The 15,255-nt window shown below is 45.9% G+C and carries 16 protein-coding genes and 1 rRNA gene; 8 read left to right on the forward strand and 9 right to left on the reverse strand.

Translation table 11 applies throughout. From position 1 onward, the window contains the following. The 3 genes from KNP04_RS12205 to KNP04_RS12215 form a co-directional block, all read right to left on the reverse strand. Positions 1-205, reverse strand: a 16S ribosomal RNA gene (locus tag KNP04_RS12205); the annotation flags it as partial. Between the two features lie 306 nt (positions 206-511). Then, positions 512-1,684, reverse strand: a complete 1,173-nt coding sequence (locus KNP04_RS12210; RefSeq protein WP_214876445.1) for a PstS family phosphate ABC transporter substrate-binding protein — start codon at positions 1,682-1,684, stop codon at positions 512-514. A 39-nt stretch (positions 1,685-1,723) separates the two neighbouring features. Further along, positions 1,724-2,662 carry a nucleotidyltransferase-like protein gene (locus tag KNP04_RS12215; protein ID WP_251129944.1) on the reverse strand — a complete coding sequence of 313 codons (939 nt, stop codon included), beginning with the start codon at positions 2,660-2,662 and terminating at the stop codon, positions 1,724-1,726. A gap of 103 nt (positions 2,663-2,765) precedes the next feature. On the opposite strand from KNP04_RS12215, the gene KNP04_RS12220 reads away from it, so the two are divergent. Further along, entirely contained in the window at positions 2,766-3,125 is a 360-nt protein-coding gene (locus tag KNP04_RS12220) for a YgzB family protein (protein WP_015880902.1), read from the forward strand. Positions 3,126-3,161: 36 nt separating this feature from the next. On the opposite strand, the gene perR is transcribed toward KNP04_RS12220, so the two are convergent. Further along, on the reverse strand, positions 3,162-3,593 hold the full coding sequence (gene perR / locus KNP04_RS12225; protein ID WP_031421138.1) for a peroxide-responsive transcriptional repressor PerR: 432 nt from the start codon (positions 3,591-3,593) through the stop codon (positions 3,162-3,164). A gap of 191 nt (positions 3,594-3,784) precedes the next feature. Between perR and KNP04_RS12230 the strand changes: the two genes are divergently transcribed. From KNP04_RS12230 to KNP04_RS12240, 3 genes are all read left to right on the forward strand, one after another. Next, positions 3,785-5,083, forward strand: a complete 1,299-nt coding sequence (locus KNP04_RS12230) for a glutamate-1-semialdehyde 2,1-aminomutase (RefSeq protein WP_214876447.1) — start codon at positions 3,785-3,787, stop codon at positions 5,081-5,083. A 118-nt stretch (positions 5,084-5,201) separates the two neighbouring features. After that, positions 5,202-6,434 carry an MFS transporter gene (locus KNP04_RS12235; RefSeq protein ID WP_214876449.1) on the forward strand — a complete coding sequence of 411 codons (1,233 nt, stop codon included), beginning with the start codon at positions 5,202-5,204 and terminating at the stop codon, positions 6,432-6,434. Between the two features lie 53 nt (positions 6,435-6,487). Beyond that, positions 6,488-6,883, forward strand: coding sequence for a thiol-disulfide oxidoreductase DCC family protein (locus KNP04_RS12240; RefSeq protein WP_214750060.1), 396 nt, complete (start codon positions 6,488-6,490; stop codon positions 6,881-6,883). A 34-nt stretch (positions 6,884-6,917) separates the two neighbouring features. Here KNP04_RS12240 and KNP04_RS12245 read toward each other — a convergent pair whose 3' ends face one another. The 4 genes from KNP04_RS12245 to mutY form a co-directional block, all read right to left on the reverse strand. Continuing rightward, positions 6,918-8,666 (reverse strand): ABC transporter ATP-binding protein, encoded by a 1,749-nt coding sequence (locus tag KNP04_RS12245; protein WP_214876451.1) that lies wholly within the window; start codon positions 8,664-8,666, stop codon positions 6,918-6,920. A 39-nt stretch (positions 8,667-8,705) separates the two neighbouring features. Next, entirely contained in the window at positions 8,706-9,248 is a 543-nt protein-coding gene (gene ntdP / locus KNP04_RS12250) for a nucleoside tri-diphosphate phosphatase (protein WP_015880896.1), read from the reverse strand. Between the two features lie 89 nt (positions 9,249-9,337). Beyond that, positions 9,338-9,763 carry a hypothetical protein gene (locus KNP04_RS12255; protein ID WP_214876453.1) on the reverse strand — a complete coding sequence of 142 codons (426 nt, stop codon included), beginning with the start codon at positions 9,761-9,763 and terminating at the stop codon, positions 9,338-9,340. Beyond that, a complete protein-coding gene (mutY, locus tag KNP04_RS12260) occupies positions 9,750-10,784 on the reverse strand; it encodes an A/G-specific adenine glycosylase (protein WP_214876455.1) in 1,035 nt (344 codons plus the stop codon). The genes KNP04_RS12255 and mutY overlap by 14 nt, the downstream gene beginning before the upstream one ends. A gap of 88 nt (positions 10,785-10,872) precedes the next feature. Between mutY and KNP04_RS12265 the strand changes: the two genes are divergently transcribed. Beyond that, on the forward strand, positions 10,873-11,856 hold the full coding sequence (locus KNP04_RS12265) for a metal-dependent hydrolase (protein WP_214703981.1): 984 nt from the start codon (positions 10,873-10,875) through the stop codon (positions 11,854-11,856). A gap of 26 nt (positions 11,857-11,882) precedes the next feature. On the opposite strand, the gene KNP04_RS12270 is transcribed toward KNP04_RS12265, so the two are convergent. Then, positions 11,883-12,416 (reverse strand): YceI family protein, encoded by a 534-nt coding sequence (locus tag KNP04_RS12270; protein ID WP_214876457.1) that lies wholly within the window; start codon positions 12,414-12,416, stop codon positions 11,883-11,885. 223 nt (positions 12,417-12,639) lie between these two features. Here KNP04_RS12270 and adh point away from each other — a divergent pair, with 223 nt between their 5' ends. The 3 genes from adh to KNP04_RS12285 all read left to right on the forward strand — a co-directional run bounded on the left by adh (position 12,640) and on the right by KNP04_RS12285 (position 15,180). Next, entirely contained in the window at positions 12,640-14,160 is a 1,521-nt protein-coding gene (gene adh / locus KNP04_RS12275) for an aldehyde dehydrogenase (RefSeq protein WP_214876459.1), read from the forward strand. A 1-nt stretch (position 14,161) separates the two neighbouring features. Then, complete coding sequence (locus KNP04_RS12280; RefSeq protein WP_214822248.1) at positions 14,162-14,524, forward strand: DUF779 domain-containing protein; 363 nt, start codon at positions 14,162-14,164, stop codon at positions 14,522-14,524. Positions 14,525-14,820: 296 nt separating this feature from the next. After that, complete coding sequence (locus KNP04_RS12285; RefSeq protein ID WP_214822246.1) at positions 14,821-15,180, forward strand: transposase; 360 nt, start codon at positions 14,821-14,823, stop codon at positions 15,178-15,180. Positions 15,181-15,255: the final 75 nt, after the last annotated feature.

Below are 15,255 nucleotides of genomic sequence, written 5' to 3' on the forward strand. Positions count from 1 at the left end.
CGGTCCGATGACACATCCGGTATTAGCCCCGATTTCTCGTGGTTATCCCAGACCTATGGGCAGGTTCTTTACGTGTTACTCACCCGTCCGCCGCTCATTCCGCCGTCGTCCCCCCGAAGGGTTCAGACGGTTTCCTGCGCTCGACTTGCATGTATTAGGCACGCCGCCAGCGTTCGTCCTGAGCCAGGATCAAACTCTCCAAAGAATTTGATATAGCTCTTAAATTGACGAAGCTTGCGCTTCATTCAAAAATTGTAAAACTTATTTTTGCCTCATCGTTCAGTTTTCAAAGTTCGTCTGCCGCTCTTAGCGACTTCATTAATCTATCACGTTTCAATTGTTTTCGTCAACAACTTTTTTCACAAATTGTTTTTCTGAAATAATCTTTTGCCGTGACAACGTTTATAACTATAATCTCTATTTACCACTTCGTCAATACAAAAAACAATAAAATTAAAAAAAAGATTTACTCTTCGCTGATAAGACGAAAAGTAAACCTTAATTGCCTGTTTCATTTAAGACGAACGTAACCCGTCTTTTCGACCAACGCCTGGCCATCCTCGCTACCTAACCACGCTAGAAAAGCATCATATTGTTCTGCTTTTTCTTCCGTAGTGACTGCGTAAAATTCAGAGGTCAGCGGATAAGATCCGTCTTGAATCGTTTTAACGGTCGGTTCGATTCCTTCTATACGAAGTAACTTAATTTTATGATCATTCACCATTTCTGTCGCATAGTATCGGAATGAGAACCCAATCGCATTTTTATGATTTCGATACGATGAGGCTTGTTGAATGATTCCACCCATTCCTTCAGGGACATCTTCGACGGGTGCCTCCATCAACTTTCGTTCGCCCATCATCTTTTGCAACGCTGTTTGACTACCGCTATCCTCTGGTCGTTGGAAAGCACGAATGGTTTCGGAGCTGCCACCGACCTCTTTCCAATTGCGAATGTCACCCGCATAAATTTCACGGACTTGTTCCATCGTCAAAGATTCGACCGGATTATCTTCATGAACGAAGAAAACAAATGCTTCTCTACCAACAGGTGTCATATGTAGAGATACGTCCTTTTGCTTCGCAACTTGCAACTGACGATCGGACGGACCCGCAACAAAAATCAAGTCCGTTTGATCGTTCATTAATCGACTGTACGCTTCTGGCGTTGTCGTCGAAACGACTTTACTCACTTGATCATTATACGGGTCATACGTTCCGGAGTTTGGATACACAGCTTCTACGAATGAAGCATACATCGGGTAAAGGGCTGTCGCACCATCCAACCGTGGTACACCATTCACGAATGAAACGGATGTCGGATGCTTCAATTTCGCCAATCGATCTGAGTTCGTAAACGGCTGATAGTCAATCAACTCTACACCACGCTCTTCAATTTTTAAATGATCTTGATACATGTAGTACCCTTTGACAGAAGCGAATACAATCACCCCTGACAAAGCTCCCCAACCGAGGACCCGTTTCACTTTATGGTTCGTTAAAGGAGAAAAATCGTAAAGCCCCATACATACAATCAACAAAGCCGCCATATACCAAATCGTCCAAAGAATGGGGCGTCCTTGCGTGATTGGCTCTCCCATCGTAAAGAGAGCGACAACGACGGAAATCACAAACGTGATAAATAGAATGAAAATCGTTCCGATGCTAAACTTCAAAAATTTCATGCGACGTATCGTCTCCTCATCATGCTTACATACTGGGAATTAGGCAATCTCATAAAGTACCGCCTCTACTCCAACTCCCTTTGTCGGTCTCGTGACCGTACGAACATATCCTTTTTTCACTAAAAATCCGATGATACTTCCGAGGTCGACACGAAGCTCATTTAAGTTTGGATGATCCATCAATTCAGAGAACGTCCAAGCCCCATCTTTCTCTTGCATCGTCTGAAGTAACAATAGTGTGCCGGGCAACACTTTTGATTGAATCAAATGTTCCATCCCAATCACGACGAGATGGATTCGTTGTTCAAGTGTCTCTTGTCCCCCGACAAGTTCTTCGTGCAGCTTATAAATTTCAAAATCGATTGCTCGGACTTGTTCCCACAAAACAATTTCAGGATGAATTCCAGCCTCTAGAATCGAAAGTCTCGCCAAGTGTGTGAGCGCATGGTGAATCTGGGTAAAGGCATCTTGGAATTCGCCTTCTAAAAATAAGTAGCGACCATCTTCAAAACGACGCAATAGTTTCGCAAACGAAAGCGACAGTTGAAGACGTTGTTCTCTATTCGTCAAATTACGATTTCGTTGTCGCAATTCTAAGATGTATTCATTCCGTTCAAATAGAACAATTCCGTCTTCAATCCAATGAATCGCGCGTCGGTTTTCATTTAAGACGATCCATCTGTCCATCATCGAGTCGCTAACGACGTGCAAAACGATTCTTTCTTGACCGACCTGATAATGTTTTACCGTCCAAAATGGATCCGGTCTCGCTTCAATGACAATGAGCAGACGATCCGATTGATCCGTCAACGGATCACGTGCTCGTTTTTTCTTCACTTCAATAATTCCGAGCGTTGTTTTTAATGCAGCATATTCTGAATAAATGGTGCGAGTCGCATATTCCATCGTCATCTGGACCCCTTCTCTCCCAATCGTAAGTTGACTATATATGACGATTGTCATTTTCGATACGAACAAGATTCGCCCTCTTTTCAAAAAACTCCTGCCGAAAAAGTGCAGGAACTTCTCACCCGTTTGAAGATGAGCTATGATAGAGACAGACTATTGGAGGGATTCACTTATGAAAAAACGGGGGAACAAAATCAACCGTGCACGTAATATAGCATTACTCCTGATTTTTGGCGGAATCGGTGTCATGTATCTCGGACTTCTCGCCAAATCCATTACTTGGCTCATGATTATTTTTATGCTCCTTGGATTTATCATGGTGCTCGCAAGCTCTGCCCTTTACTTCATCGTCGGGATGGCCTCGACAAAAGCAATCATCGTCACGTGTCCGAACTGTGAGAAAGAGACGAAAATGCTCGGGCGCGTCGACTTATGTATGCATTGTGATGAACCGCTCACAATTGACCGCTCACTTGAAGGTAAAGAGTTTGATGAAAAATATAACAAGCGTCAGTCGCAACAAACGGACTGATACAAAAAACCACATCCGAATATTCGGATGTGGTTTTTAATGTGTTTGTGATTGCTCAGATTGGCAAGACGGGCACGTTCCATACACTTCAAGGCGGTGACGATCGACTTTGAACCCAGTCAATTGAGATGCGACCGATTCGATTTCATCTAACACTGGATAGTTGAAGTCGACGACTTTTCCACATGTGTCACAAATGATGTGATAGTGTTTCGACGTCACAAAATCAAAGCGACTTGAGGCGTCCCCATAGTTCATCTCTTGAACGAGACCCACTTCTTTAAAGACGCGCAAGTTGTTATATACAGTGGCCACACTCATGTTTGGAAAACGTGCGGCAAGTGCCTTATAAATGTCATCCGCTGTCGGGTGACTGTGCTCCGTGACGAGGTACTCCAAAATGGCCTGGCGCTGAGGCGTCATTCTGACTCCATGTTCCCGGAGCGACTGAACAGCATGGTCAAGCATTTCGCTTCCCACGTCAATCCCTCATTTCTTCTATAAAATTCATGCGAAATAGTTTTGAACATTAACTTATTTCTTACATAGTAATCTTTATAAATAGTGTACTGATTTCTCAACTACTCGTCAAACACTGAGCTTATGCGGTTGACGGCTATGATACAATAAGTGCGAATTTGAATAAGGAGGCAATACATATGACTACTTCATCAAATCGTCAGTCATCCGATGCATTATACCAAGATGCACTCACTCACATCGTCGGAGGTGTCAACAGTCCATCCCGCTCATTTAAAGCGGTCGGTGGCGGCGCCCCTGTTTATATGGAACGCGGGGAAGGTGCCTATTTTTATGATGTAGACGGCAATCGTTACATCGATTATTTGGCAGCATACGGTCCGATCATTACCGGCCATGCCCACCCACACATTCACGAAGCGCTAATGAACGCTTCTTCAAAAGGTTTATTATACGGCACACCTCACCGTCTTGAGGTTGAGTTTGCGAAGAAACTAAAACAAGCCATCCCTTCTATGGATAAAGTACGATTCACCAACTCCGGAACAGAAGCCGTGATGACGACAGTTCGAGTCGCCCGTGCTTATACCGGTCGTGAACTCGTCGTAAAATTCAGCGGTTGTTACCACGGACATTCGGATCTCATGCTGATTGCAGCAGGTAGTGGTCCGGCAACACTCGGTTCTCCAGACTCAGCAGGTGTGACAAAAGCCACAGCTAAAGAAGTCATCACCGTCCCATTCAACGACATCGAAGCGTATCGCGAGATGATGAAGGAATGGGGAGACCAGGTCGCATGTGTTCTCGTCGAACCGATTGTCGGGAACTTCGGAATCGTAGAACCGAAGCCAGGTTTCCTCCAGGCTGTTAATGATATCACGCACGAACATGGCGCTCTCGTCATCTATGATGAAGTCATCACAGCATTCCGCTTCACATATGGAAGTGCCCAACAAGTATACGGAATCGAACCGGATATGACGGCACTTGGGAAGATTATTGGTGGTGGTCTACCAATTGGCGCTTATGGCGGAAAAGCCGAAATCATGGAGACGGTCGCACCACTCGGACCTGCGTATCAAGCCGGCACAATGGCAGGAAACCCGGCCTCGATGGCGACAGGAATCGCGTGTCTCGAAGTACTTGAACAACCTGGCGTTTATGAAAAGTTAGACACACTCGGTGCACGACTTGAGGCAGGGATCCGTGAAGCGGCAGAGAAACATGGCGTGACCATCACTCTCAACCGTTTGAAGGGAGCGCTCACGGTATACTTCACGGATGAAATCGTTACTGATTACGAAGGTGCAGAGAAATCAGACGGTGAGAAGTTCGGACGTTTCTTCAAGTTGATGCTTGAAAACGGTGTGAACTTGGCTCCATCGAAATATGAGGCTTGGTTCCTCACAACAGAACATACGAAGCAAGATATCGACGAGACAATCGAAGCGGTCAACCGCTCGTTTGCACAGTTGTGAGAAAGAGATGCGCGAGCATCTCTTTTTTATTGCCTAAAAGGGGACACCTTCACCAAAAGTGTCTCTTTTTATTGAGTACCGTCCCCCATTACAGTAGAACCAAGGAGGTGCTCATAATATGAAATTTAAGGATTTTCCATTAAATGTCCGCTTGCGACTCGTTTGCGGATTTTGCATTCGAATCGTCGGCTCTGCCATTTTCCCATTCATGGCGCTCTACTTTTCAGAAGAACTTGGCAAAGTGCCCGCTGGAATCATCATGACGTCATTCGTGATCGTCGGCTACTTGACCGGCCTATTTGGTGGGTACTTCTCCGATCGTTTCAATCGAAAGGTGATCTTACAAATTGGTCAAGTGATTCAAATCATCTGTTTTCTTGGTATGACCGTCGCCATTCACCCATCGAACAACTGGGCACTCGTCGTCGCCATCCTTTACTTCGGGCATGCCGTGTCGAACGGATTAAACTATCCGGCACTCGAGGCGATCGTCATCGATTCGATGGAAGAATCGAATCGAAAAGCCATCTATGTATATGACTATTGGCTCGTCAATTTGGCCATCGCAGGAGGTGTCATGCTTGGAGGTGCTTTTTATCGAGACCATCGCTTCGCTCTCTTCATCGGCATGACAATCGTTCTTACCATCACGACGATGGTGCTTCAACGTTATTTGGTCGATACGTATACTGGGAACCGTTCAACTCCATCAAATCCGATTCATGGAGTTATTGAGAACTATAAAATTGCGTTGCGCGATCGTCGTTGGATCACCTTCGTCCTTGGAAGCATGCTCGTCTTTTCGACCGAGTTTCATATGGCGAATTACATCGGTGTTCATTTAGCAGAGTCCTTCGAAAGTCGACAAATTCTCGGAATACCGTTTGACGGGGTACGCATGATGGCTTTTATGCAACTTGAAAACACGTTACTTGTCGTCGCCATCACGTTCGCCGTCACCGCATTCGTCAAGCGGTTTAAAGAGAAAGCCGTCTTCTTCGTCGGATTATCGTTGTACGTGACGGCCTATGCTGCCATCACATCGATGAATTCCTTCATCGTTCTCGCTGCACTTGCAATCATCTTTACGATTGGTGAACTTCTCTACTCTCCGATTCGACAAGTGAAACAAGTCGATTTGCTCGACCCCAAGCGACGCGCTTCTTATCTTGCATTCGGTGGCCTGACGTTCCATGGTGCCAAACTCGTCGCGGCAGCAGGTATCGTCGTCGGTGCATTCATCGGTCCTATCTTCATGAGCGGGTATATCTTTATCTTCGGTGCGCTCGGCGCTTACTTGTATTATGTTTCGCTCTACAAGATGCAAGCAGCTCGCCAACTCGCGGCTTGACGTTTAACATGAAGACAAAACGGTAAAACAGTACGATGAAGGAGGCGAAGCACTTGCCTGCGATTGTGTTATTCGATGGAGACTGCAACTTTTGCGATGCCAGTGTCCAGTTCATTATTCGTCACGACCGACATGCCTCGATTCACTTTGCATCGCTCCAAAGCGAGGTCGGTCATTCGTATCGAGCACGACACCGAATCCCAGAATCAGTCGACAGTATCGTCTACATTGAAGAAGGTGTTCCTTACTTGAAATCAGACGCAGCGATTCGGATTGCCGAGCACCTTGATGGCCGTTGGCGCCTGCTCCGGTTCATCCGATTCGTACCTAAATGGATTCGTGATCGCGGATATGATCTCTTCGCCAAACATCGGACACGTTTATTCGGGAAGAAGGAAGTGTGCACGCTCCCTTCCCCCGATGTGCGTAAACGATTTTTAGACCACTAAAAAAGTCGAGCCCTATAAGGACTCGACTTTTTCGTTATTCAACTACGGCTAAATCTTGAATCATATATAGGTCATAATAGGCACCACGACGACGCATCAGTTCTTCGTGCGTCCCCGTCTCCATGATTCGACCGTTCTCAACAACGACGATTTGATCGGCGTCGGTGATCGTCGACAAGCGATGGGCAACGATTAACGTCGTACGCCCTTTCGTCAGACGAGCAAGCGAGTCTTGAATCATCGCTTCACTCTCTAAGTCGAGTGCGCTCGTCGCCTCATCTAGAATCAAAATCGGAGGGTTCTTCAAGAACACACGCGCGATTGCGAGTCGTTGCTTTTGTCCTCCGGAAAGCTTGACACCTTTCTCCCCGACCGGTGTTGCATATCCATCTTGCAGTTTCGAAATGAATTCATGAGCGTTAGCCGCCTTCGCCGCTGCGATGACTTCTTCATCCGTCGCATCCGGATTCCCCATGCGGATGTTCATCGAGACCGATTCACTGAAGAGGACCGAGTCTTGCATGACCATTCCAATCTGGTCACGGAGCGCACGCAATTTGAAATCACGTACATCGACCCCGTCGATTTTGATACTTCCATCCGTCACGTCATAGAAGCGTGGAATCAGACTGACCAGTGTGGACTTTCCGCCACCGGACATCCCGACGAATGCTACGCGTTCCCCAGAACGAATTTGAAGGTTCACATCGTTCAATGCTCGTGTTCCGTCTTGCTCATATGAAAAGCTCACATGCTCAAGATCGATTTTACCCGCTGTCGACAGTGGGACGAATCCGTTCGGTTTCTCCTCGATATCATATGTCTCATCCAAGAATTCAAAGACACGGTCCATCGAAGCGACCGACTGCGTGAGTGTCGTCGCCGAGTTGACGAGACGCCCGAGCGGCGCATACAGACGGTCAATATAAGCAATGAATGCAACGAGCGTACCGAGCGTTACCTGTTCTTGAATAACGAGCCACGACGCCGTTGTGAAGATGAGGATTGGCGCGATATCAGTGATGGTGGACACGACGACATACGTTTTGGCGTTCCAACTCGTATGTTTAAGCGCCGCATTCAAGAACCCGCCGTTCTGTTGTTCGAACGCCTTGTTTTCATATGGCTCTAGCGCAAAACTCCGAATAACCGCCATCCCATTCACACGTTCTGTCAAATGTCCCTGAAGATCAGCGAGCGCTGCCGAGCGTTCACGCGTCAAACGACGCAACCGTCCATAGAAATAACGGACCGCAAATGCATAGAACGGAAGTGGTAAGATGGCGATCAGTGTGAGTTGTGGATCAATCGTGTACATGATTCCAATAGCGATGAAAATCGTAATCATATCGAGCCAAATATTCATCAAGCCGGTGATGACGAAGTCTTTCGTCTGTTCGACGTCGTTGATGATCCGCGAAATGATTTGCCCCGTCTTATTGTTTGAATAAAAGCGAAGCGACAACTTCTGGACGTGATCGAACAGTCTGTTCCGTACATCGAACAAGACACGGGTCGCGGCCCACTGCGCCAAATATTGACGCAAGTATTCAATCGGCGGCTTGAGAACGAGAAAGACGAAGAAGACGATACTGAATAACCAGACAAGCGTCGTATAGTCCTGTCTCGGCGCATCATCACCTAAATAATTATCAATGACATATTTATAAAGTAACGGTAATCCGAGCGGGATGGAAAACTTTAAAATCCCGACGAAAATCGTTAGGGCAATTTGTTTTTTATAAGGCTTAACAAATTGCAGATAACGTTTAATACTACCCATAGTTCCTCCTTCATTAAGAAAAAAAGCGGAGATGAGGAATCATCTCCGGTAACGTGCTTCGTATTCGCGATACCATTCATCGACGAATGTTGGGTTGAACGGCCCTTTCCGTCCTCGAATCCAGTTGATCAGTTCTTGCACGTTCTGCTTCAAGATTCGATCAATCGCTTTCGGATAATTCATCTCGCGACGATGCCGCTCATATTCATCTTCATCTAAAATCGTATACGACATATCTGGGAACACCTTGATGTCCAAATCGTAATCGATATATTTGATGGCACGTTCATCCCCATCAAATGTAGTCGGCGAACCTAGATTACAGTAGTAGTAAATCCCGTCTTCGCGAATCATACAGATGACATTGAACCAATACTCAGATGAAAAGTAGCAAATTGCCGGCTCACGCGTTCTCCATTGCCGACCGTCTGACTCACTGACCATGATGCGGTCGTTGAATCCGATCATATCCGTTTTTGACGACTGAAGGACGAGCGTTTCTTCCCAAACGCGATGCAAAGTTCCGTTGTGCTTGTAGCTCTGTATCTCGATTTTGCTACCTGCTTTGGGAAATAAGCTCATAAGCTCCTCCTTTCCGCTGTGATGCTATACAATTCTCATATTTAATTATAGCGACTTTCAGAACCAATGAAAAAGGAAATCTCTTATTTTCATGAATTTAGTGTTTTTTGGAAGGCCCGTGCCCGTTCCTGAAACATCGGACGAAGCACGAAATATTCGACGAGTATGTTCGGAACATAGCTATCGAACGTCACTTCGTCAATCATGACCGCCTTTCCGTCACGCGACTCGACTCGATGCACATGTGTGAACCGCTTGAACGGAAACGGCAGTGCCTTCCCTTGATCACAGAACGCCCGGTTTCCTGAAATCGTGATGGCACTATTCCAAGGCAATTCTATTGGACCGACCCCTATTAACAACTTCACTTCATTGCCTTCGACCGAGGCACCATCCCCCACCAGACGTACTTTAGGAAACTTTGTCAGCTTCGTCAAAAGCGAAGCATCCTGTAATAGATCCCATAGCGTATCAATCGTCGTATCGTATGTCGACTCTACATCAAACCGTCTCACTTTCACCACCTGCCAATCGTTCTAGTTTTTGTTGAGCCACAGAAACTGTCTTCACCTCGCGCTCTGAGGCGTCTAACCAGACGACATCATCGGTCGGGAGCGTATCGACTCGATATAAATCGATATACCAGACGATATGGGAGAAGACGTGTTTCACTTGCCCGAGATAAGTTCCGTTTACCTGTTCCCCCGTTCCTCGTTCTGTAAGCGGATATTGCCACATCCCAGCGAGTAGTCCTTTGTCCGGTCGTTGTTCATAGGCGACTTTCCCGTCTTTTTCGATGCATAGCGCGTCATACATTTCGACACGTGCCGCTCCTTTTTTCGTTTTGACCGGCAGCTCATCTTGTACGTGATGGGCATACGCATAACAGGTATCTTGGACCGGACAGAGCGAGCACATTGGATTTTTCGGTGTACAGACCGTTGCCCCTAACTCCATGACGCCTTCATTAAATTCGGACGCATGAGTCGGGTCCATCAAACGACGAACGACTTGTTCAAAGAGTTTACGCGTCTTCGGTACGGCGATATCGTCATAGATCCCGAATTGTCGGGACATGACGCGCATGACGTTTCCATCGACTGCTGGTTCCGGTTGGTTGTAAGCAATCGACAACACCGCTCCTGTTGTATAGGGTCCGACTCCCTTCAACTTTTCAAAACGTTCCTTCTCTTCGGGTACGATGCCATCATAAACAGAAGCGACTTCTTTGACCGCCTCGTGTAAGTTTCGGATGCGGGAGTAATAACCGAGCCCTTCCCAATATTTGACGACCTCCTCTGTCTTGGCGGAAGCGAGCGCCTCAAGTGTCGGGAATCGTTCCATGAAACGGTTGTAATATGGGATGACCGTGTCGACCCGAGTCTGTTGCAACATCACTTCGCTCACCCAGACACGATATGGATTTTTCGCATGACGCCAAGGTAAATCACGCTTTTCACGATTGAACCACGTGACCAACTCCTCATTGAATTGATGAATATTATAATTTGTGAACAATTTATCAAGATTAAGCATTGTGTTTCCCCTCGTTTTAAAAATATTGTATGATTATTAAGAATAGATGACGTGATTTTGTATTTATTGATGGAGGTGCTGAAGCACATTGGATACTGCGACACACATTGGTATGGGACTTGGTTTAAGTGCCATCGCGACGCTCAGCCCGGAAGTGTCAGGTGATGCACAGATGTTTCTGGCCATGACAGCGACGGCTCTCGTCGGCTCGCATGCCCCAGACTTCGACACCGTCTTTAAGTTAAAAGGAAATAGTACGTATTTACGCCAACATCGCGGTCGTTCACACGGAATCACCGCACTGCTTGCTTGGCCGATCATCGTCAGTGCCGTCATCGGTACGGTGCTTGGCGTTAATCCCGCATCCCTATGGGTGATGGCACAAATCGCCGTGTTGTTACATGTTACGGTCGATTTGTTCAACGCTTACGGGACGCAAGCGCTACAGCCATTTTCGAAAAAGTGGATTGGCTGGGGTGTCATCGGAACGTTTGATCCGTACTTGTTCTCTGCCTATTACGGTGCATATGCATTATGGATGATTACCGGTGCGACTGTCCCTATTTTTGCATTGCTCATTGCGCTTGTCATTAGTTACTATGCAATTCAGTTTAAATTACGTAACCGCGCGCTCGCTACCGTGGCACGACACTTTGCAGGTGCGCATGAACTATTTATCTCACCAGGAATCGGTTGGGATGACTGGCACGTTGCCGTCCGTTTCCGTAATGGTCTCGGAGCCGTGAAAGTGAAGAAAGGGAAAGTCATCGAGTGTGGTCGCTTCCGCGACAAACCGATGCCTGGAGAAGAAGATTTACATTTCGTTGAAGCTCGAAAAAATGCAGATTTACAAGCGTTCCTCGAGTTTTCAAAAATTCATACGTATACCGTGACACGCCATAACGGAATGATTGAATATCGTTTCACGAACTTACGTTATTTCTCAAAAAATATGTATCCGTTCGTCGCTGTCGTCATCGTAGACGAACAGTCAAACGAAGTATTATCTTCCTTTACTGGTTGGGTATTCAGCGAAGACAGCCTTCAGAAAAAACTAGTATACGAACAATAAAAAGTCGCTCAGATGAGCGACTTTTCTTATACCTCGGCTTCAGTGAACTGCAGCTCGAACTCAAATTTGACTTTTTTATCGACGAGGACACCTCCCGCTTCGAGCGCTTGGTTCCATGTCAATCCATAATCTTCTCGGTTGAGAGAACCTTCCCCTGAGAAAGCGTGTTTCATGTTACCCCATGGATCTTTTGCACTTCCCTCATACTCGACTTCGAACGTTTCTTCCCGTGTCGTTCCTCGAATCGTCAAATCTCCTGTCAATTCAAACTCACCGCCGCCTTTCGAGCGGAATGATGTCGATTGAAACACGATATGTGGATATTCTTCTGCATTGAAAAAGTCTCCTGAACGGAGGTGATTGTCTCGATCCGAATTGTTCGTATCCACGGATGCTGCCTGAATCGTCACTTTCACGCTTGCATTTGCCAAGTCGTTCGGGTCTCCGTTCGCTTCGATATCAAACTCTTTAAATTCGCCTTTTACCTTTGAAATCATCATATGTTTAACAGTGAAGGTGATGGAACTGTGCGCCGGATCAACTTGATATGTCTTCGCCATGTTAGTTCACTCCTTATAGGTAATTGAATGATGTACACAATGTACTGATTACCAAAAACCTTGACTTCAAAACGTTTTTACAAAAGATTGACAAATTATTGTCGAAAAATTTTGACTTTTATCACAACATACCGTTACGATGAAAAAAGGGAGTCGTTCGCTTACCTAAAAATGTAAGCGCATACATAACTCCTCTATCTCGTATGAAAAGGGAGGAATGAACATGATTTATGAAGTACCGAACTCAGCAGGAACGAAAGTACAGTTTAAGGACCGTTACGAGAACTTTATTAACGGAAAGTGGACCGCACCGGCTGGTGGAGAATACTTTGAAAACACATCTCCTGTAAATGGGAAAGTATTATGTGAAGTCGCCCGCTCAACGAAAGAGGATATTGAACTCGCATTGGACGCTGCACATGCAGCAAAAGATGATTGGGGCAAAACATCCGTCGCGGAACGTTCTGTCATCTTGAATAAAATTGCTGATCTCATGGAAGAGAATCTCGAGATGCTCGCATATGCAGAAACATGGGAGAATGGTAAAGCAGTTCGGGAAACGCTCAATGCCGACCTTCCGCTCGCGATTGATCACTTCCGTTACTTCGCCGGTGTGATTCGTTCACAGGAAGGCGGAATCAGTGAACTCGACAACGATACAGTCGCCTATCACTTCCATGAGCCGCTCGGCGTCGTCGCTCAAATCATTCCGTGGAACTTCCCAATCTTGATGGCGGTATGGAAACTCGCTCCGGCACTCGCAGCTGGAAACTGTGTCGTCTTAAAACCAGCCGAACAAACACCTTCTTCGATCATGGTCCTTATGGAACTGATTGAAGATTTATTGCCACCAGGTGTCGTGAACATCGTAAACGGTTTCGGTCTTGAGGCAGGTAAACCGCTCGCATCGAGTGATCGTGTCGATAAAGTCGCCTTCACAGGCGAGACAACAACGGGTCGCTTGATCATGCAGTACGCTTCACAAAACATCATCCCGGTCACACTCGAGCTTGGTGGGAAATCTCCAAACATCTTCTTCGCAGATATCATGGAAGCCGATGATGATTTCTTCGATAAAGCGATTGAAGGCCTCGTCATGTTCGCCTTAAACCAAGGTGAAGTGTGTACGTGTCCGTCTCGTGCATTGATCCAAGAATCCATCTATGACAAATTCATGGAGCGTGTGCTCGAGCGCGTCAAAGCGATTAAACTCGGCAATCCGCTCGATTCGGACGTCATGATGGGTGCACAAGCATCGAACGAACAAATGGAGAAAATCCTCTCTTACCTTGAAATCGGGAAAGAAGAAGGCGCGGAGTGTCTCATCGGTGGAGAACGTAACATGATGGATGGAGACCTTGCGGATGGGTATTACATTCAACCGACCATCTTTAAAGGTCATAACAAGATGCGCATCTTCCAAGAAGAGATTTTCGGACCGGTCTTATCGGTGACGACGTTCAAAGATGATGCGGAAGCACTCGCCATCGCGAACGATACGCTCTATGGACTTGGAGCAGGTGTTTGGACACGTGACATGAACCGTGCCTATCGGTTCGGTCGTGAAATCCAAGCAGGCCGCGTCTGGATCAACTGCTACCATTCATACCCGGCACACGCTGCGTTCGGCGGCTATAAAATGTCTGGGATTGGACGCGAGAACCATAAGATGATGCTTGGTCATTATCAACGGACGAAAAACATGCTCGTCAGCTACAGCGAACAGAAGCTCGGGTTCTTCTAAGATGGTGAAACGAGTCGAGGCCACCCCCGCCGCGCTCGAACTGATTGAACGTCTAAAATCGAAACACGGTCCACTTCTGTTTCATCAATCGGGAGGATGCTGTGATGGAAGTTCACCCATGTGCTTTCCACGCGACGAGTTCATGGTGGGCGATCATGATGTGCTCCTTGGTGAAATCGGCGACACCCCATTCTATATCCACGAGAAACAATATGATTATTGGAAACATACACAACTCATTATCGATGTGGTCGATGGTCGAGGCGGTATGTTTTCCCTCGAAGGTGTCGAAGGAAAACGATTTTTAGGACGTTCTCGAGTCTTTACAGAAGAAGAGCGTGACACGTTAAAACATGAAGCATGACAGAAAGGACCCATTTCGATGGGTCCTTTCTGATTAAAAAACGATTATCCTAAATCACGAAAAATAAATAAATGACTTGTCACGTTACTTCGTAATTGAAAACATTGAATCAACCTATATTTTTTAGAAGGATCAACCCTTATCTCGAAAGAAGAGAATATTTAAAATTTATTTCTTTAATCAAATAATCGATGAGATACTAATAGTTGAAGTCATTCATATCAAACATCAAAAAGCTTTTTTAAACGAACAGATCATAGATGATTTTGCATACAAGAAAATAGGAGGAATAAACGATGACAGAAAAAAATATTGAGTTCGTGAAAGCGATTTATGAGACGGTTATTAAAGAAAGTTTGGCTGAATCCAAAGAAATATACACAACATCAGAAATCACTTCGGACATGGATGGATATTGGAAACAAGCACTCGGTCTATATCAGGGATCCGATAGCGAAGGTCAAGAGACTTTGTTAAAAATAATAGAACAGACTATGATTGAAACGGTTTCTCATATGCTAGGTATTATCGATGGCAGCTCTACTTTAAACGATAGTGAACTCGAACTGAGTCTGTCGCTAGACTCTCAGGACACAGAAAATGAGTTGCAAGATACGTTTTTAGATTTTATAGAAGAGAATGAACTTTATCCATGATGTGAACACCTATTTCGTTCTAGTTGAAAAAAGCGATTGATTTGGAACGAGCACCGAATCAATCGCTTTTATATT

It is taken from the genome of Exiguobacterium sp. CH10 (assembly GCF_018617635.1).
In the GTDB taxonomy this organism is placed as follows: Bacteria; Bacillota; Bacilli; order Exiguobacteriales; family Exiguobacteriaceae; genus Exiguobacterium; species Exiguobacterium aestuarii_A.

What these genes read in the sequence shown, in the direction of transcription:
- KNP04_RS12210 (WP_214876445.1), bottom strand. Translation starts at nt 1,684, where the DNA reads ATGAAATTTTTGAAGTTTAGCATCGGAACGATTTTCATTCTATTTATC.
- adh (WP_214876459.1), top strand. Translation starts at nt 12,640, where the DNA reads ATGATTTATGAAGTACCGAACTCAGCAGGAACGAAAGTACAGTTTAAG.
- ntdP (WP_015880896.1), bottom strand. Translation starts at nt 9,248, where the DNA reads ATGAGCTTATTTCCCAAAGCAGGTAGCAAAATCGAGATACAGAGCTAC.
- KNP04_RS12230 (WP_214876447.1), top strand. Translation starts at nt 3,785, where the DNA reads ATGACTACTTCATCAAATCGTCAGTCATCCGATGCATTATACCAAGAT.
- KNP04_RS12245 (WP_214876451.1), bottom strand. Translation starts at nt 8,666, where the DNA reads ATGGGTAGTATTAAACGTTATCTGCAATTTGTTAAGCCTTATAAAAAA.
- KNP04_RS12280 (WP_214822248.1), top strand. Translation starts at nt 14,162, where the DNA reads ATGGTGAAACGAGTCGAGGCCACCCCCGCCGCGCTCGAACTGATTGAA.
- KNP04_RS12235 (WP_214876449.1), top strand. Translation starts at nt 5,202, where the DNA reads ATGAAATTTAAGGATTTTCCATTAAATGTCCGCTTGCGACTCGTTTGC.
- KNP04_RS12285 (WP_214822246.1), top strand. Translation starts at nt 14,821, where the DNA reads ATGACAGAAAAAAATATTGAGTTCGTGAAAGCGATTTATGAGACGGTT.
- mutY (WP_214876455.1), bottom strand. Translation starts at nt 10,784, where the DNA reads ATGCTTAATCTTGATAAATTGTTCACAAATTATAATATTCATCAATTC.
- KNP04_RS12270 (WP_214876457.1), bottom strand. Translation starts at nt 12,416, where the DNA reads ATGGCGAAGACATATCAAGTTGATCCGGCGCACAGTTCCATCACCTTC.
- KNP04_RS12220 (WP_015880902.1), top strand. Translation starts at nt 2,766, where the DNA reads ATGAAAAAACGGGGGAACAAAATCAACCGTGCACGTAATATAGCATTA.
- perR (WP_031421138.1), bottom strand. Translation starts at nt 3,593, where the DNA reads ATGCTTGACCATGCTGTTCAGTCGCTCCGGGAACATGGAGTCAGAATG.